This window comes from Streptomyces sp. NPDC096193, assembly GCF_040302905.1.
In the GTDB taxonomy this organism is placed as follows: domain Bacteria; phylum Actinomycetota; class Actinomycetes; order Streptomycetales; family Streptomycetaceae; genus Streptomyces.
On record NZ_JBEOSJ010000004.1, the window covers coordinates 433,904 to 451,587 of the forward strand.

The 17,684-nt window shown below is 71.3% G+C and carries 14 protein-coding genes; 6 read left to right on the forward strand and 8 right to left on the reverse strand.

Translation table 11 applies throughout. The annotated features are described in order from the left end of the window. Window positions 1-80: 80 nt before the first annotated feature. The 3 genes from ABTX78_RS09765 to ABTX78_RS09775 all read left to right on the forward strand — a co-directional run bounded on the left by ABTX78_RS09765 (window position 81) and on the right by ABTX78_RS09775 (window position 1,045). On the forward strand, window positions 81-527 hold the full coding sequence (locus ABTX78_RS09765) for a universal stress protein (protein WP_352206244.1): 447 nt from the start codon (window positions 81-83) through the stop codon (window positions 525-527). Between the two features lie 95 nt (window positions 528-622). After that, a complete protein-coding gene (locus tag ABTX78_RS09770; protein WP_352206245.1) occupies window positions 623-844 on the forward strand; it encodes a DUF5133 domain-containing protein in 222 nt (73 codons plus the stop codon). A gap of 12 nt (window positions 845-856) precedes the next feature. Then, window positions 857-1,045 carry a DUF6381 family protein gene (locus ABTX78_RS09775; RefSeq protein WP_352206246.1) on the forward strand — a complete coding sequence of 63 codons (189 nt, stop codon included), beginning with the start codon at window positions 857-859 and terminating at the stop codon, window positions 1,043-1,045. Between the two features lie 39 nt (window positions 1,046-1,084). Here ABTX78_RS09775 and ABTX78_RS09780 read toward each other — a convergent pair whose 3' ends face one another. Together ABTX78_RS09780 and ABTX78_RS09785 are read right to left on the reverse strand one after the other, a co-directional pair. After that, window positions 1,085-3,565: a SpoIIE family protein phosphatase gene (locus ABTX78_RS09780; protein ID WP_502993823.1), complete on the reverse strand. Its 2,481-nt coding sequence runs from the start codon at window positions 3,563-3,565 to the stop codon at window positions 1,085-1,087. A gap of 73 nt (window positions 3,566-3,638) precedes the next feature. Continuing rightward, window positions 3,639-7,931 (reverse strand): hybrid sensor histidine kinase/response regulator, encoded by a 4,293-nt coding sequence (locus ABTX78_RS09785; RefSeq protein WP_352206247.1) that lies wholly within the window; start codon window positions 7,929-7,931, stop codon window positions 3,639-3,641. Window positions 7,932-8,306: 375 nt separating this feature from the next. Between ABTX78_RS09785 and ABTX78_RS09790 the strand changes: the two genes are divergently transcribed. Together ABTX78_RS09790 and ABTX78_RS09795 are read left to right on the forward strand one after the other, a co-directional pair. Further along, window positions 8,307-9,881: a hypothetical protein gene (locus ABTX78_RS09790; RefSeq protein WP_352206248.1), complete on the forward strand. Its 1,575-nt coding sequence runs from the start codon at window positions 8,307-8,309 to the stop codon at window positions 9,879-9,881. Window positions 9,882-10,037: 156 nt separating this feature from the next. Then, entirely contained in the window at window positions 10,038-10,391 is a 354-nt protein-coding gene (locus ABTX78_RS09795) for a DUF8825 domain-containing protein (protein ID WP_352206249.1), read from the forward strand. A gap of 248 nt (window positions 10,392-10,639) precedes the next feature. Here the strand turns inward: ABTX78_RS09795 and ABTX78_RS09800 are convergent, their stop codons facing one another. Next, entirely contained in the window at window positions 10,640-11,062 is a 423-nt protein-coding gene (locus ABTX78_RS09800) for an STAS domain-containing protein (protein ID WP_352206250.1), read from the reverse strand. Window positions 11,063-11,189: 127 nt separating this feature from the next. Between ABTX78_RS09800 and ABTX78_RS09805 the strand changes: the two genes are divergently transcribed. After that, entirely contained in the window at window positions 11,190-11,576 is a 387-nt protein-coding gene (locus ABTX78_RS09805; protein WP_352206251.1) for a helix-turn-helix transcriptional regulator, read from the forward strand. 155 nt (window positions 11,577-11,731) lie between these two features. On the opposite strand, the gene ABTX78_RS09810 is transcribed toward ABTX78_RS09805, so the two are convergent. The 5 genes from ABTX78_RS09810 to ABTX78_RS09830 all read right to left on the reverse strand — a co-directional run bounded on the left by ABTX78_RS09810 (window position 11,732) and on the right by ABTX78_RS09830 (window position 17,682). Then, on the reverse strand, window positions 11,732-12,766 hold the full coding sequence (locus ABTX78_RS09810) for a CE1 family esterase (protein WP_352206252.1): 1,035 nt from the start codon (window positions 12,764-12,766) through the stop codon (window positions 11,732-11,734). Between the two features lie 185 nt (window positions 12,767-12,951). Further along, window positions 12,952-13,548, reverse strand: coding sequence for a gamma carbonic anhydrase family protein (locus tag ABTX78_RS09815; protein ID WP_352206253.1), 597 nt, complete (start codon window positions 13,546-13,548; stop codon window positions 12,952-12,954). Window positions 13,549-13,602: 54 nt separating this feature from the next. Beyond that, window positions 13,603-14,589, reverse strand: coding sequence for a pyridoxal-phosphate dependent enzyme (locus tag ABTX78_RS09820; protein WP_352206254.1), 987 nt, complete (start codon window positions 14,587-14,589; stop codon window positions 13,603-13,605). 76 nt (window positions 14,590-14,665) lie between these two features. Continuing rightward, complete coding sequence (locus tag ABTX78_RS09825; RefSeq protein ID WP_352206255.1) at window positions 14,666-15,928, reverse strand: type III PLP-dependent enzyme; 1,263 nt, start codon at window positions 15,926-15,928, stop codon at window positions 14,666-14,668. Continuing rightward, the gene (locus ABTX78_RS09830; protein WP_352206256.1) at window positions 15,925-17,682 is read right to left on the reverse strand and encodes an IucA/IucC family protein; all 1,758 of its coding nucleotides are present in this window, start codon (window positions 17,680-17,682) and stop codon (window positions 15,925-15,927) included. The genes ABTX78_RS09825 and ABTX78_RS09830 overlap by 4 nt, the downstream gene beginning before the upstream one ends. Window positions 17,683-17,684 lie beyond the last annotated feature (2 nt).

A 17,684-nucleotide genomic window follows, 5' to 3' on the forward strand; every position in this document is an offset into this window, starting at 1 on the left:
AGCCCTGAACTCCGTCGTCGCCGAGATCCTCTCCGTCGCCCTGCTGCTCGCCGATCACGGAGGGCACGTGGCAGGCGTGCGTGGACGCCGCCCGGGCGCAGGTTCCCGCCGGGGCCGATGTGACCTTGCTGTACGTCACCGGCGACGACGTGGCCGAGGCCGCTCACGGGGCGTTCGCGGGTCTGCTCGGCCGCGGCCACTCGGAACGCGACCCCAGCGCTCAGGTGGCGGCCCTCTCGGCGGCCGCCGCCGCCGAACTGCTGGACCGGACCGCTGAGCGCCTCGGCAGACCCGCCGAGCGCCGTGTCGCGCACGGCCGCGTGGAGCGTGAGGTCGTCTCCGCGGCCGAGGGTGCCGATCTGCTCGTCTGCGCCAGGGACGGGGACCGGCGTCGCCTGGGCCCCCGCAGCCTCGGCCCCGCCCCCCGGTTCGTCGTCGATCACGCTCCGTGTCCGGTGCTGCTGGTGTGGCCCGGGGCCGCGCCTGGTGTGGACCGTCATCCGCCGCCTCCGCCGCCGCCCGACTGACGCTCCGTGTCGGTTGATCGCGGTCTCGAATGGCGAAGCGGGGGCAGCCGGGCGAAGAATGGATCAGACCCGCGTCCGGGGAGGTCTTGATGCTGATGCCGAACGAACCTGTGGTCGCCGAGCTTCTGAGCAACTACCGTCTTCAGGAACGCCGCATGCTGCGCAACCCGGCCGATGCCGAGATCAGCGCGAGCTTTCGGGATGCCGCAACCACGTTGTGCGTCCTGATGGGCCGGCGCACCGCCCTCGAGGCGGTACGTCTGGCGGAGAGCTATCTCGGAGTACGCCCGCGCGGCAGTAGTCCCACCACGGCCTGAGCAGGAGTGACGATGAGCATTGCAGGTGAATCCGGCCGAGCCCAGCAGATGCGAGACAAGGCACAGCAGCTGAGTGAAGCCGCTGAGCAGTCGACGGACCCGCGAAGGCGGCAGCGGCTGCAGGAGAAGGCGCGCAAGCTCCAGGACCAGAGCGAGGTCGAGCGCGGGCTCGGCACCGACGACGTGAAACCCGCACAGTAGCGGCCGCCGGCTCCCGGCTGTTCAGCAGCGGCCCGGCGGTCACTCCACCTGGATACCGACGACGCAGGTGTCGTCGTCGGTATCCGCCCTGCTGTGCGTGAGCAGCCGGTCCAGCCGGTGCTCCAGCGAGGGGGTGGCGAGTCCCGCGGTGACGATCAGATGCCGCAGGGAGTCCTGGAGCGAGGAGTCCCTGCGCTCGACCAGTCCGTCCGTGTACATCAGCAGGGTGTCGCCGATCTCCAGCTGGACCTCTCCCTCCTCGTACACCGCCTGTGCGACGGCGCCGAGGAGCATGCCCTTGATGAGCGGCAGGTTGGCGGTCGTCTCACCGCTCACGAGCACGGGCGGCAGATGCCCGGCCCGGGCCCAGCGCAGGGTGCGGCGGTCCGGGTCGTACAGTCCGCAGACGGCCGTGGCCGTGACCTGTTCGGTCAGATGGTGGGCCACGATGTTGAGCCAGGTCAGCAGCTGCGCCGGTCCTGCGCCGGTGACGGCGAGACCGCGCAGCGCGTTGCGCAGCACGATCATGCTCGTGGCCGCTTCGATGCCGTGCCCCGCGATGTCGCCCACGCAGACCAGGACCTGCTTGGACGGCAGGACGAAGGCGTCGTACCAGTCACCGCCGACCAGGTGCTCGGTCTCCGCGGGCCGGTAGCGGACTCCGACGCGCAGACCGGGGGCGTCGAGCGGACCGCGTGCGGGCGGCATGATCGCGTGCTGGAGCTGCAGGGCGAGCCGGTTGCGTTCGGCCGACTCCTGCTCAGTGTGGGCCAGTTGGTCGCGTGTCGCGGCCAGGGCGACCTCGGTCCAGTGCTGCGACGAGATGTCCTGGTAGGCGCCGCGTACGGCGAGGAGCCGGGCGGCGGGGTCCAGCACCGGTTCGGCGATGACGCGGACGTGCCGGGTGACCCCGTCGGGGCGTTGCAGCCGGAAGGCGGTGGAAGCGGGCCGCCGCTTGTGCAGCAGGGTCCGCAGGAAGCGTCCGATGGCGACCGCGTCGTCGGGGTGGGCGTGCGCGGGCAGTTGCTCCAGTGAGACGGGCGCGGCGGTGGACGGCAGTCCGTAGAGGCTGCTGAGCTGCTCGTTCCAGGTGATCTCCCCGGTGACGGTGTTCTCCTCGAATCCTCCTATGCGGCCCAGGCGTTGAGCGTGCTGGAGCAGACTGGCGAGCCGGGCCGCCTGGTCCTCGACCCGCCAGATGAGGAGCACCGCGCCGCCGTGCCTGCTGATGCCGACGTCGGCGACGGCTTCCAGCGGGACCTGGTCCACCAGCGCGGTGAGGGCCATCCGGGAGGCGCGGAACGCCTCGCCCGTGGCCCACACCCGCTCGGCCTGCTCGAACAGGCCTCCGTCACCGGCGGCCATGGGGTAGGCCTCCAGCATCAGCGTCCTGGCCACGGCCCCTCGGGGGCGCCCGGCCGGATCGACGAAGTTGCGGTTGGTGTGGTGGATCCGGAAGTCGGCGAGGTGGCCTTCGGTGTCGAGGTGGGGCAGCAGGACGAGGGCCGGGTCGTGGAGGCCGTCGACGAGGTCGACCAGTTCGGCGAGGTCCTGCTGGAGCGGGCTCGCGGCGGGCGGGGAGCCGGGAACGGGCAGCGGGTGCGAACCCAGTGTGTGGGCGCAGAGTTCGGCCAGCGCCTCCACCTGGCGCTGGATCTGCGGCGGTTGCGGGGGCAGATGGTGGGGCCAGCAGATCTCCAGCACGCCGAGGATGCGGCCCCCGGTGCCGGCGGGTACGGCGACGCGCCCGCCGTCCGTGGTGGGGTCGTCGTGGATGGACGGCACGCCGGCCTCGGCGAACTCCCGCAGCCACACGGTCCGGCGCTCCGCCAGCGCCTGGCGTGCCACGGTCGCCACGCCGGGCGGCACATAGCGCCAGCGTCCGGCCTCCTCGGTGGGGAAGCCGGCGTGGCCCGCGAGGGTGAGGGAGCCGTCGTGGCCGGCTGACCAGACGGCGACGGCGGTGGCACCGAGAGGGATGAGGGCGTGCTCCAGGAGCGATTCGGCGACGGCCTGGGTGTCGTCGGCGGCCAGGGCCGCGCTCTCGGCGGTTCGCAGCCGTACCGCGGCGGACCGGCCGGTGTCGCCCGGTGGCGTGGCCGTGGCGCCCGTCATCGCGACGAAGTCCCCGACCGCTTCGGAGAGCCGGTCGCGCGCCGCCTCGTTGATGATGTCGGCGGCCAGCTCCAGCTGTGACAGGCCGGCCTGGTCGGCCAGCTCCGCGAGCTGCCGGGCCGCCTCGGCGGGACCACAGCGCAGCCGCTCGACCAGCATGCCCTTGGCGAGCTCGATCAGCGCACGCCCGTCCGCAGCGGCGTGGGCCGCCTGCACCTCCTTGCGGAGCCGGTCGACGGTCGCGGCCAGCCGTCCGACCGTGGACGAACGGTCGTCCGCGTCCGGAGCCGGGCCCACGGTGCGGGCCGCGGCGAGATCGCCGCCCCGGGCCGCGGGCACGGCGCCGGGGGCGTGTCCCGGCAGACCGTCGTTGCGGCCCGGCTCACCGGGTGGCTGAGTGTTCACGTACCGCTGCTCCTGGGCGACATGAAGAGACGGGCGTCGTGGGCGGGAGGTTCCGCCCGGCGGCGGACAGGACCTAGGTGGTGACCCACCGGCGGACGCAGGCGATCAGGTCGTTGGCGTCCAGGGGCTTGGTGACGTAGTCGGTCGCTCCGGCGGCCAGGCACTTCTCGCGGTCGCCCGGCATCGCCTTGGCGGTCACCGCGATGATGGGCAGGCTGCTGTGCGCCGGCATGCGCCGGATCTCCGCGGTGGCCGCGTAACCGTCCATCTCCGGCATCATCACGTCCATCAGGATGAGGTCGATGCCGGGGTGCTCGGCGAGGGTGTCGATGCCCTTGCGGCCGTTCTCGGCGTGCAGGACCTGGATGCCGTGGAGTTCCAGGATGCCGCTGAGCGCGTAGAGGTTGCGCGCGTCGTCGTCGACGACGAGGACCGTGCGCCCGGCGAGAGTGGCGTCCGTGTCGTGCGGAGAGGTGTGCGCCGCTTCCTCGAGCCGCTTCAGCGGCAGGACGTCGCCCGGCTGGTCCGCCGACAGGTACAGCGCGATGCGCTCCCTCAACTCGTCCAGGCTGGAAAGCAGTTCGAGGGGGCGGTTCTCGGCGCGTGTCTGGAGCATGCGCTCCTGGGCCGCATCCAGCCGGCGGTTGTTGTGGGCCAGCACCGGTACGTTGCGCAGCGCCGGGTCGCCGTCCATCGCCTCCAGGAAGCGGAAGGCCTCGCCGTCGGGCATGTCCAGGTCGAGCACGACACAGTGGCATGCCTCGGCCGCCAGTGCGGCGGCCGCTTCCTGGGCTCCGACCGTGCCGATGACGTCGACCGTCGCGCGCGGGTCGGCCAGTTCGCGTCCGCCGCTGAACTCGGCCACGACGCTCTCGGTGACCAGCGACATCAGCCCGCGGGGGCGCTCCTCGATGACCAGCAGGCGCCGGCGGCGCGGGGGCGCCTCGATGGCGATACGAGCGGGCCGGGCACCGGGCTCGACGGTCTTTTCACCGTACGGCTCCGCACCGATCTGGCGGGGCACGGCGCCGTCCTTGAACTCGGTGTGGGTCACGGGCAGGTACAGCGTGAAGGTGCTGCCCTGGCCCGGCGTGCTCTCGGCCGTGACGGCGCCGCCGAGCAGATACGCGATCTCGCGGCTGATGGAGAGCCCGAGCCCGGTGCCGCCGTACTTGCGGCTGGTGGTGCCGTCGGCCTGCTGGAAGGCGCCGAAGATCGCCTCCAGTTGCTGCTCGGCGATGCCGATCCCGGTGTCCCGGACGCGGAACGCGACGACCGGGCCGCCACGGGGAAGGGCCCGCGGCAGTTCGCTGTCCACGGCCGGTTCGATCCTCAGCTCGACGCTGCCCCGTTCGGTGAACTTGACCGCGTTGGACAGCAGATTGCGCAGCACCTGACGCAGCCGGGAGTCGTCCGTGAGCAGGTCGGCCGGCGCGCCGGGAGCCGTGGTGACGGTGAAGTTGAGGCTCTTCTGGGAAGTCAGCGGCCGGAACGTGGCCTCGACGTACTCCAGCAGCCGGCGCAGGGACACCCGTTCGGGGTTGATGTCCATCTTGCCGGCCTCGACCTTGGACAGGTCCAGGATGTCGTTGATCAGCTGGAGGAGGTCGGAGCCCGCGGAGTGGATGATGCCCGCGTACTCGACCTGCTTGGGCGTGAGGTTCCTGGTGGGGTTCTGGGACAGCAACTGGGCCAGGATCAAGAGGCTGTTGAGCGGCGTACGCAGCTCATGGCTCATGTTGGCCAGGAACTCCGATTTGTACTTCGAGGTGAGCGAGAGCTGCTGGGCGCGGGTCTCCAGCTCTCCCCTGGCCTGTTCGATCTCCAGGTTCTTGGCCTCGATGTCCCGGTTCTGCTCGACCAGCAGCGCCGCCTTCTCCTCCAGTTCGGCGTTGGAACGCTGCAACTCCTCCTGCTGGACCTGGAGTTCCTCGGAGCGGGCCTGGAGCTCGCCCGCCAGGCGCTGGGACTCGCCCAGCAGCTCGTCGGTGCGGGCATTGGCGACGATGGTGCTCACGTTCACGCCCACGGTCGCCATGAGCCGTTCGAGGAAGTCGCGGTGGAGGGCGGTGAAGGCGGTGAAGGAGGCGAGTTCGATGACGCCGAGGACCTGTTCCTCGACCAGGATGGGCAGCACGATCAGACTGCCCGGCGCGGTACTGCCCAGGCCTGAGGAGAGGGTCACATAGTCACCGGGCACACCGTCCGCGGCGATCACCCGGCGGCTTCGGGCCGCCTGGCCGACCAGGGACTCCCCCAGCGCGAACCGGGTGACCTCGAAGGATCCCGCGGGGCGGCCGTAGGCGCTGACCAGGGTCAGTTCGGTGCCCTGCCGGCCGTCGACGGCGAGATAGAACGCGCCGTACTGGGCGTTCACCAGCGGGGTGAGCTCGTCCATGATGTTCTCGGCGACCACGGCGAGGTCGCGGTGGCCCTGCATCAGACCGGAGATTCTCGCGAGGTTGGTCTTGAGCCAGTCCTGTTCCTGGTTGGCCCGTGTCGTCTCGCGCAGGGACCCCACCATCGAGTTGATGTTGTCCTTGAGTTCGGCGACCTCACCGGAGGCGTCGACGGTGATGGACCGGGTCAGGTCGCCCTCGGCGACCGCGCTGGTGACTTCGGCGATGGCCCGGACCTGGCGGGTGAGGTTCCCGGCCAGCTCGTTCACGTTCTCGGTCAGGCGCTTCCACATGCCCGAGACGCCTTCGACCTCGGCCTGACCGCCGAGGCGGCCCTCGCTGCCGACCTCGCGGGCCACCCGGGTGACCTCGGCCGCGAACGAGGACAGCTGGTCGACCATGGTGTTGATGGTGGTCTTCAGCGCGAGGATCTCGCCTCGGGCGTCGACGTCGATCTTCTTCGACAGATCGCCGTTGGCGACGGCGGTGGTGACCAGGGCGATGTTGCGGACCTGGTTGGTGAGGTTGTTCGCCATCGAGTTGACGTTGTCGGTGAGGTCCTTCCAGGTGCCGGCCACGTTGGGCACGCGCGCCTGCCCGCCGAGCCGCCCCTCGGTGCCCACCTCGCGGGCCACCCGGGTCACCTCGTCCGCGAACGCGGACAGGGTGTCGACCATGGTGTTGATGACGCCGGCGAGCGCGGCGACCTCGCCCTTGGCCTCGATGGTGATCTTCTGCGACAGGTCACCGCGGGCGACGGCCGCGGCGACCTGGGCGATGGAGCGGACCTGGCCCGTGAGGTTGGACGCCATGACGTTGACGTTGTCGGTGAGGTCCTTCCAGGTGCCGGAGACACCGCGGACGGTCGCCTGCCCGCCGAGGTTGCCCTCCGTACCCACTTCGCGGGCCACGCGGGTCACCTCGTCGGCGAAGGCCGAGAGCTGGTCGACCATCGTGTTGATGGTGTTCTTCAGCTCCAGGATCTCGCCGCGGGCCGTGACGTTGATCTTCTGCGAGAGATCGCCCTCGGCCACTGCGGTGGCCACCTGGGCGATCGAGCGGACCTGGGCCGTGAGGTTTCCGGCCATGAAGTTGACCGAATCCGTCAGGTCCCGCCACACCCCGCCGACGCCCGGCACCTCGGCCTGGCCACCGAGGCGGCCGTCCGTACCCACCTCGCGCGCCATACGCGTGACCTCACCCGCGAACGCGGAGAGCTGGTCGACCATCGTGTTGATGGTGTTCTTCAGCTCCAGGATCTCGCCGCGCGCATCGACGGTGATCTTCTGCGAGAGATCGCCCTCGGCGACCGCGGTCGTGACCTGGGCGATGTTGCGGACCTGGTTGGTCAGGTTGCCGGCCATGAAGTTGACCGAATCCGTCAGGTCCCGCCACACCCCGCCGACACCGGGCACCTCGGCCTGACCGCCGAGGCGGCCCTCGCTGCCCACGTCGCGAGCCATACGCGTGACCTCGTCGGCGAACGCCGAGAGCTGGTCGACCATCGTGTTGACGGTGTCCTTCAGCTCCAGGATCTCCCCGCGGGCGTCGACGTCGATCTTCTGCGAGAGGTCACCCTTGGCGACCGCCGTGGCGACCTGGGCGATGTCCCGGACCTGTGTGGTGAGATTGCCGGCCATGGCGTTCACCGAGTCGGTGAGGTCCGCCCAGGTGCCGGAGACGCCGGGCACCTCGGCCTGACCGCCGAGCGTTCCCTCGGTGCCCACCTCCCGGGCCACGCGGGTCACTTCGGACGTGAAGAGCGAGAGCTGGTCCACCATGCCGTTGAAGACGGTGGCGATGTCCCCGAGCAGTCCGTCGGCCTCGTCGGGAAGGCGGGTGCCGAAGTCTCCGTCACGGACCGCGGTCAACCCGACCAGCAACTGGCGCAGTTCGGGTTCTCCGACCTTGCCCGTGCCGCGCGCGGCCCCGCCCCCCGCGGGACGCGATACGGACTTCTCAACCATGCCAACCTCGTTCCAGTTCTTCACAATCCGCCGGAGAACCCACGCAACCTGCGCGGATTCTGCTGCATGGAAATTCGTCAAAGGCTAGCTCAGCGCGCGCGACACCCACAAAGAGCTCCGGCGCCGCCCGGCACCGGAGCTCAGAGGTCACCAGTATGCTTCCGCCCCCCTGCCGACCGCCGCTCCCCGGCGTCGGCCGCTGGGGAACCTTACCCGGGCAAAGCCTTCATGTCTACATTGGCCATGACAGATTTACGTTGACCAAGGATCCAACTAGTCTCCTCCGGGGCCCTGAAGGTGCCACGGCCGACCGGAGCCGTGGGCGGGAGCGGTAATCCAGGGGCTTCTCCCCGGCCGCACGGGCAGGATGTGACCGTGAACCACCTGCTGCTCGGGATCGCCACCAACCCGTCCCTGCCGTCGGATCTGACCGACCGGTTGATCACGATCGCGGACGGGCATGGGTGCGCGGATGCGGCCGACGATCTCGCCGAAGCCCTCGCCCGCCGCACGGACCTCAGCCACGCTCAGACGCTCGCGCTCGCCGCACGCTGCGACGACGACGCAGCGATGCTCGTCCACGGCGGCGGTCTGACCGCCGCCGACATCGACCCGGCGACTCGGCCGCGGGCCGCGCTCGCCCTGCTCGACGCAGGTGTCGGCCGGCCCGAGTGGGCACGTCGCTTCGCGGAGGACGCCGACGCCCGGCGACGCTGGGCGCTCGCCTCCTGCCCGGATCTGCCGCCGGATGTGACGGCAAGACTGGCCGCGGACCCGGATCTGGATGTCATCGAGGAGCTGGCGCTGTTCACGACGGCGGAGACGGCCACCCGGCTGGCCGGACATCCGCACGCCGAGATTCGCCGGGCAGTGGCGGCCAACGAGGCGACACCACCGGCCGTGCTGGCAGAAATGGCCGCGGGCGCCTGCACGGTTCCCGCCGAACGGTGTCTGGTCTGCGACCGCGAAGAGATCCCGTTCGTGCACGACCCGTACTGCCCGCGACCCGACTGCGACCTCCGGGCGGGCGCTTCGTGCGACGGCTCCCACGAGTCCACGGTGTACGACACACAGCTGGCCGCGCTCCAGAACCCGGCCACACCGATCGAAGCACTCACGGGATTCGCCGACCATCCCTCCGTGCTGATGCGCCGCGAACTGGCCGCCCGCACCGACCTGTCGCCGGAGGTGTGCGCGCGGCTGGCCGCCGACCCCGATCCCGGGGTGCGGGGTGAACTCGCCGGGAATCCGTCGCTCGGCGAGCCCTTCATCCGCGCCCTGGCAGCGGACACGGGCTACGACGTCCGGCGCCGGCTCCTGCACCATCCGCAGATACCCCTCGACGTGCTCAAGCAATTGGCGGATCTCGTCGGGGTCGGCCCGGTACTGCTGCCGCGGATCGCCACCGCCTCGGCGGCAGAGGTGGAGGAGGTGAGCGCGTCGCCGGCTGCGGCCGTACGGATGCTGTCGGCCGAACGTCGCGACCTGCCGCCCGCGATCCGGGACGCACTCGCCACTGATCCCGACGCCAAGGTGGTCAAGGCCGTGGCGCCGCATCCCGGCCTCACCGACACCCAGCTGCGGGCGATGGTCGCTGCCCATGGCGTCCAGGTCGTCGCCGGGGTGGCCACCAACCCGGACGCGTCACCGAAACTGCTCGCGGACCTCGCGCGGCACAGCCCGCCGGCCCGCAAGGCACTCATCGCGATCGCGGGGCGCGCGGACGCCCCGGCCGCGGCACTGATCGCCTGCCTGACGGACAAGAAGGCACGACGCCTGGCCGCCGGCCATGCGGCCTTGCCCCCGCCGGTCATTGCCGACCTGTTCGCGGACGACGACTGGCGCGTGGTGGAGGGGGCGGCGTCCAATTCGTCTCTACCGGTCAGCGTGATGGGGGAGGTGGTGGCCGGGGAGGAGGCGCGCGTCGTGGCCGCCGCGGGGACGGGCTGACGGGCGGGGACACGTTCGACACGCGCCTGCGACCGGCCCCGCGACTGGACCACAGCGTTGGCGACATGAGGCCAGGTGAACCGCCCGGTGACACTCCCGGGCGACATCACGGCACGGCACTCGCCATTCAAAATCGAACAGGCGTACCATTCTGCTGTGGCCGAAAAGTACGACTTCCCCGACGACCTCCGTGACGCGCAGCTGGAGCTGCACCAGGCACAGGCGGAGTACAGGGCGCTGTGCCGAAGGCTTCCGTGGTCGGTGACGCCGGAACCGGGCTGGACGAGCGAGAAGCAGATGCTCAACGAACGCGTGGTGTCGTTCCCGGCCAGCCCTGGATACACCGCCGAGGAGCTCGCGCAGGTGGAGGACTTCCGGCGGCGGATCCTCGACCTCTCGGTGACGGTCAGCACACACCCGTACTGGGCGTCGCTCACGGCGGGCGTGGTGGACGCGCGGATGGCGCTGAAGCACACCGGGGAGAAGGACGGCGGGGGCGCGGCGGCTTAGGGCTCCCGTGCCGATTGCGCAGGGACGGGCCCGGTGGTGGCACGACGGCCCCTGCAAGGATTCGGGCCCACCCGCGGTCCACCACCGCCCGACAACAGGCCCTCCTCGTCCCCGAAGTGGCGGTACAGCGCCGACCCGGGCGGCCTCGCACCGCTCGGATGGAGACACCGCCGCCCGCAGACCAATCGACCGTGTCGGCGGCCGCTTCGACGACGCGCTCACGCGGTCGCCGGCTGACGCGACCCCGGTCAGACGCCGCCCTCCTGGTCTCCCGCGCCGGTCAGGGGGCCGCTGCCTGCCGCGGCGAGCAGTTCGCCGGTGCCGGTCAGGTCGAGCAGCCGCCACACGCAGCCGCTTGCCTCGGTCACGGCCACGGTCCGGCCCGAGGCGAGCGCCGCGTAGTGGACCTCCATCAGGACGCGAAGACACGAGCAGTCACAGAACGAGACGCGGGTCAGGTCGAGGTCCAGGCCGGTGGCCGCGTCGAGGGCGGAGTCGAGCGCCACCCGGAGAGCAGGAGCTTCCTCGAGGTCGATCTCGCCCACGACGACAACGCGGGAACGCCCACTCTCACCCATGGCCACCGTGACCGCGAGGCGGCCGTCGCAGGCCGGACCGCTGCCCTGCCGGTCCGGTGCCCGGTCCCCGTAACCGCTGGAAGGGGATGCCATCGGTCCACTCCCTTGAACGGAATGCTCTCGTCATTCATGTTGGGCCGTTCGCCAACACACGTCAAGAGATACCGGAATCTCATTTCACGTACTGGGAAACATGCATGGCGCGTCGTACGATGAAGCCATGGAAGAAGCACCGGGGCCCCGCAGCACATGGACCTTTCTCACCAGCCATGCGCGCGTGCTTTCGGCCATCTCCCGCGATCCGTGGGCCCGGATCCGCGATCTCGCCGTGGCACTGCAGCTGACCGAGCGGACCGTGCAGGCCGTGATCGCCGATCTCGAGGAGGCCGGCTACCTCTCTCGCAGGCGTGAGGGCCGGCGGAACAAGTACGAGCTGCGAGGCGGCCGGTTTCGGCATCCCGCGGAGGAGCACCGGGACATCGCCCCCTTGCTGGAGATCCTCTCGTCACCACCGCACCTCGCCGGTGACGACGGCGGCACCGGTGGTGCGGCGCGGCCGGAGAGCGGTCGGCAGCAGTCCGTCGACGCGGACGGGCGGATGTCCTGAGGCCGGGCGCTCATGGGCGCCCTGAGGCCGGACGTCGTGAGCTGCGACGGTCCGGGCCCGCGCCTCGTCGACTGCCGTACCGGTCCGTTCGCGGCCGCGCGGCCGGGGCGGCATCCCGTACCGCCCCGGCCGCGCGTCTCGGTGATCCGAACCGGTCAGCGCCTCAGCGAGCTGCCCCGGAAGAACTTCCAGATCACGGGGGTCGCGTCGATCACCGTGGGCGTGGCCGAGTCATTGTTGGGACCGGTGCTGGGCCACACATGCCCGGCACCTTCGACGCGGTAGTGCACGAGGCGCGACGACGTGTCGCACCCGGTCCAGCGCTGGACCTCCACCTGCGGGTGGGGGCGGGAGGACTTCGCTTCGGGTCGGCATCCGTTGAGCCCGGCCCGGTCCGCGAGCCAGTCGGGCAGCGCGGGAAGACCCTTGGCCGGGTTCCCCTCGTACGGAATGGTCGCGTCGGCCGTGCCGTGGAAGACGATCACCGAGGCGGGGCGGGACGGCTCGCACGGTCCGCTCTGCGGGTAGTACGCGCCGGCCACCGGGGCGAAGGCCGCTATCCGACCCGGCATGCGGCAGGCCAGGACGCCGACGAAGCCTCCCCCGTTCGACTTTCCGGCAGCGTAGATGCGCTGGTTGTCCACGCAGAACTGCCTTTGCAGCCGGTCGAGAAGGTCGCTGGTGAAGCGGACGTCGTCCACCGGGGCCGAGTACGGTGCGCCCTGCCAGGCGGACTCCCCGTCGGTGCCGATCAGGCCCTGCGGGTAGACCGCGATCGTGTCGAGGGCCGAGAAGCCGGAAAGCTCCTCCTGCCACTGCGACGTGCGCTTGTGGCCGTGGAAGGAGAGGACCACCGGGGGGCTGCGCCGGGGGTCGTAGCGCTTCGGCAGGTGGACGGTGTAGGTCCGGGTCACACCCCCGGACTCCATCTCCTGCGCGGTCGTGACACCCGGCGGCACCACCGGTGTCCTGCGGCAACCGGTGGTCCGGACCGGCTCGTCGAGCCGGTCCGGCTCCTGGTACGAGGTCGTGTACCGCATCGAGTACGAGGGCGTGAACGGCCCCTGGGCCGGCGCCCGATCGGGTGCCGCGTGTCCGGCGCCGGGGAGCGCGAGCACTCCCAGTGCGGTGAGTGCCGTGGCAGTCGCGGCGGCTCGTGCAAACCTCAGGTGTCTGCTGATCGCGAGCATGCGTGATGTCCTCCGCATCGGTCCGCGGGTGCGGACTGGCTGGTGAAGTCGACGTGGTGGAGGAGACTTTCGACGACATGCCGACCGCCGTACAGCTTGAGTTCCTTGTGTTTTCGGCGCATCGGTGCCAAGGCCGGGCACGTGGCCGGGGACGCCGTCAGCCGTCAGCCGTCAGCCGTCAGCCGTCAGCCGTCGATGCGGCGATCGTCCGTGTGGGCGCCGTAGAAACGTGACTGACGCGCCATCACCTCGCGCATGGAGGCGTCGCGCGGCAGCCCGTAGACGGTGCCCGGGAAGTCGAGCCCTCGCTGGACCTCCCACAGTTCGTCGTGCCGGTCCGGTGAGAACAGTTCGGCCGGATCCCCGACCGCGATCCAGCCGATGGGGAGGACCGTCGCGGGACGGAGCCGCGAGTTGACCTGGAGAATGCTGTTGATCCTCAGTTCGGAGCCCGTCCCGGCCACGGAGCCGGGGAACATCGAGACACCCGTGGCCACGAATACCTCGTCCTCGACGACCGCACCGTTGATGTGGGCGTGCGGGCCGATCAGGACCGCGTCACCGATGACGGCCGGGTGCTCGGCCCGTCCGCGGACCAGGGCGTTCTCCATCACCACCACGTCCGCGCCGACGCGTACCTCGCCGTCCTCGGCGGTGAGGACGGCGCCGTGCAACACGCGTGCGCGCTCGCCCAGGACGACCGCTCCGCACAGGACGGCGGAGGGTGCGACGTAGGCGGACTCAGGGACGACGGGCTGTCTGCCGCGGTGCTCGTACAGCATGTGCCGACCCTAAGGGCTTTCCCGCGGATCGGGCCGGAACGACGAACGCGGCCCTCAGGCCAGTGCCGCTTCCGCCCGGGCGATCGTCGCCGCGTGGCCGAAGAGGCCCGGCATCCCACCGGTGTGCAGGAAGACCGTGCGCTGCCCGGCGACGATGTCACGGCCCTCGACCGCCGCCACCAGCCCGGCCATCGCCCGGCCGGTGTAGATCGGGTCAAGCACCAGCCCCTCCGTGCGGCCCGCCAGCGTCAGCGCGGCCATGACCGGCTCCGTCAGCGTGCTGTACCCGGCGCCGACCTGATCGGTCCGGATGCGGAGTGCGGCCGGATCGCAGGGGGTCTCCAGGAGACCGGAGACCAGCCCGGCAACGGTGGCGGCCGGGTCCGCGACCGCGCCGACATGGACACCCAGAACTCGCTCGGCTCCCAGCGCGCCGACGAGGCCCGCCATGGTTCCGCCGGAGCCGGCGGCGACGACGACATGGGCCAGCCCGGGTGCCTGGGCCAGGAGTTCCTGTCCGCAGAGGGTGTAGCCGCGCGCTCCGAGCACGCTGGAACCGCCGAACGGGATGAGCGAGGGGACCGCCCCGTCCTTCTTCAGTCGCTCGGCCACCTCGCCGGCCGTGGCGGCGAGTTGCTGCGCGTCGGCGTCACCGGCCCAGACGACACGGGCGCCGAAGAGGCCGTCGAGCGCCAGGTTTCCCGAGGCCGACGAGGCGGCCGTCCTGGCCAGCACCAGGACGACATCCAGTCCCAGCCGCGCACCGGCGGCCGCGGTCAGCCGTGCGTGGTTGCTCTGCGGTGCTCCGGTGGTCACCAGGACGGTGGCACCGGCGGCCCGCGCCGCGCCGCAGGTCCATTCGAGCTTGCGGACCTTGTTGCCGCCGCCTCCGAGCCCGATGAGGTCGTCGCGCTTGACCAGGAGGTCACCGTCGCCCAGACCCAGCGCGCGGGCCAGCCGCGGCGCGGCCTCCAGCGGCGTCGGCCAGGTCCCCAGTGTCACCCGCTGCGGATCCGATCCCTCGGCGACCACCGTCACCATCTCCTCACTCGTGCCGGACCGCCTCGGCGGGCGGCCGAGCGTGTCCCGTGCCTACGCGACCCGCTCACGCCGGAATCTACCCGCGCACGCCGGCCGACGACTCGGCGGCTCCCGGCGCACGCGGGGGAACCACGGCCGTGCCCAGGAAGTGGAAGCCCGGACGGGGATGCATCAGGAAGTCGTGGTGCGAGATGTTCCACGCGTACGCCCCGGCCAGCGCGAACACCACCCTGTCCCCGGACCGCAGTCCTGCCGTGGGCACCTCGCGCGCGAGGACGTCCTTCGGCGTGCAGAGCTGACCCACGAAGGTGACCGGACCGCGCCCCACCGCGGCCCGTGGCCAAGAGTGCGGCCAGGTGTCGAGGGGAAGGACGGCGCAGGGCTGGTCGTGCCCCTTGGTGGCGGGGGTGCGCAGATGGTGGGTCCCGCCGCGCACGACCGCGAAGTTCTCCCCGTGGCTGTGTTTCACATCCAGCACGTCGGTGGCGTACCAGCCGCAGTAAGCGGTGAGGGCGCGGCCGGGTTCGACGCGCAGCAGCAGGCCGGGGTGATCGTCCGCGACGCGGGCGAGACCGGTGCCGTAGGCGGCCCAGTCGAACCGGACGTCCGGTACGGCGTAGTCGACGGTCATCCCACCGCCCACGTTGACCTCCCGCAGCGCGATGCCGTGGCGCGTGACGAGTTCCGTCGCCCAGCCGACGACGGTCTCGGTGACGGCGAGTTGCTGCCGCGCCGTCAGGCCGCTGGCCAAATGGGCGTGCACTCCGCGCAGTTCGAGTTGCGCGAGGCTGCCGTCCGTCAACTGGCGGACCAGGCCGTCGGCCTGCGACGGGTCGATCCCGAACGGCGCGGGTCTGCCGCCCATCGCCAGGGCGCTCGTCTCCAGGTACTCCGCGGGAACCGGCAGGTTGAAGCGGAGCAGGACACCGATGCGGGCCCGGGGGACCAGGCGTTCGGCGAGGTCCGCGAGCATGCGGAGTTCGTAGGCGCTCTCGACATGAAACCGTTCCACGCCGAGCAGCAGGGCGGATTCGATCTCCGCGGGGGTCTTGCCGGGACCTCCGAAGGCGAGCGCGTGCCCCGGGACAGCGCGTGCGACATGGGCGAGTTCACCGCCAGAGGAGACCTCGAAGCCGTCCGTGTACGGAGCGAGAGCGGTCAGGATCTCCGCTTCCGGGTTGGCCTTGGCCGCGTAGTACAGCTCGACGCGTTCCGGCAGGACCGACCGCACGAAGGCCGCGTGCTCCCGCAGTGCGTCGAGGTCGTACACATACGCCGGCAGACGGTCGGCGGGAAGCGACAGCGCGAGGTCGCGAACGGCGTCGGTCAGCAGGGTCATCGGGAACTCCGGTGGGCGTCGGCCCGGGTCGCCTCGGACAGCACGTCCTCGGCGAGGGGCGAGGGCAGCCGGACATAGCCGGCGTCGCGGTCCGCCGCACGCTCCCAGCGGGCGAGCAGGTTCGCCTTGGCGGGCAGCGGTACGCCTGCCAGCAGGGCGCTCAGCCGGGGCGGGCACCCGTGCTCGTCGGCGTACTCCGTGAGCGTGCGCCGGACGAGCGACCACAGGGCGGCCTCGGTCTGCGGATGCAGGTCGGCGAGGGCGGCGAGCATCTCCGCGATGTGATTGACGATCAGGCAGTAGACGACACGGTCCCAGCCGCGCCGGGCGTCATAGGTGAGGGGCCCGGCGACCTCGGCGGGCAGGGCGGCGAGCGGGCGGGCGTGGTGCTCGGCAACCAGCTTGGTCCCCTCCAGGTCGCGGAAGAGTATCTGGGCGGGCCTGCCGTCGGTGTCCACCCCGACCACCACGTTCTGCAGATGGGGTTCGAGGACGACCCCGTGGTCGAAGTAGGCGGCGAGAACGGGTGGGACGAGCAGCCGCAGGTAGTCGCGCCACCAGGCGAGAGCGGCCGTGGGGTCCGTGGCTGCGGACAGGCCGGAGACATGACCGGGCCCGGACGGATACTCGTCGGCGACCGCGGCGGCGAGCAGGGGCGTGACACCGGGCCGCAGATGACGGCCGAGTCCTTCCCTGACGATGACGCCGAAGCCCTCCAGCAGCGCACGGTCGGCGGAGCCGTCCGGGCCGGGCAGGGCGACGCTGCGGTATGCGGGTTCCCGGAGCATGCCCGAGCCGGGGAAGCGCGTGGCGAGATCGCCGAAGACGGGACCGAGGAGCCGGGTGAGCGCCACCGCACCGGAGAGTTCGTAATGGGCGTTCTTCCGCACGCAGTTGGTGATGCGGATGTTGAGGCTGAACTTCAGGAACGTGTCGCCGTCGTAGAGGGTGCGGACCGAGGCCGTCGGAGTGAACCGCCGCTCCCCGGTGCCGAGATCGAGGATGTCTGCCCGTCCGAGGGCCGCTCGCAGAGCGGGGTGTGCGGCGAGCTGGTCGTACTGCCACGGGTGGGCGGGGAGCAGCCGGTACCCCTCGGGGACGGTTCCCAGCCGGTCCAGCGGATCGGTGGCGCCGGGTTCGGCGCACTCCTGCGCGATCAGTTCGCTCCGTACGGCCAGCAGACGGAGCGGAAAGGACCCGCCCGCCTCCGGGGCGAAGGAGGCCCAGGCCCCCGGGTCGCCGCTGTGCGCCTTCGGTGTGGGGTGGAAGCGATGACCGAGGACGAGCGACTGCTCGGAGGCGAGGTAGGCGGCGAGCGGGTCCCCGTGCGGCGCCCGCGAGCGGGGGACGCGGGCGGAGAGCGCGGCGGCGACTCCGCGGTGTCCTGCGGCCATCTGGTCCAGGAACTCGTCGTTGGACGCGCCGGTGCGCAGGGACAGTTCGGACTGTACGTACTCGGCCAGCTGCCGCCAGCCGACCGGGGACCAGCCGGCACCGGTCTCCTCGGCGACCGGCCCGGTGAAGCGGTGGGCGCCGATGAGTGACGTCCGGCGCAGCGCCACGCGAAGCAGTACCCCGCGTCTTGGCAGCCGCAGCAGCAGGCGGCCGTCGATGACGGCCGTCTGGTGCTCGGGTCCCGACACCTCGCGCAGCAGACAGTTGAGGAGGGTGTGCGCCACGGCCTCGTCGGCCGTGGGAAGTCCGCTCGGCGGCTCGGGCGAATGGGCGGGACGGTCCGGGGAGGTGCTGGTCATCG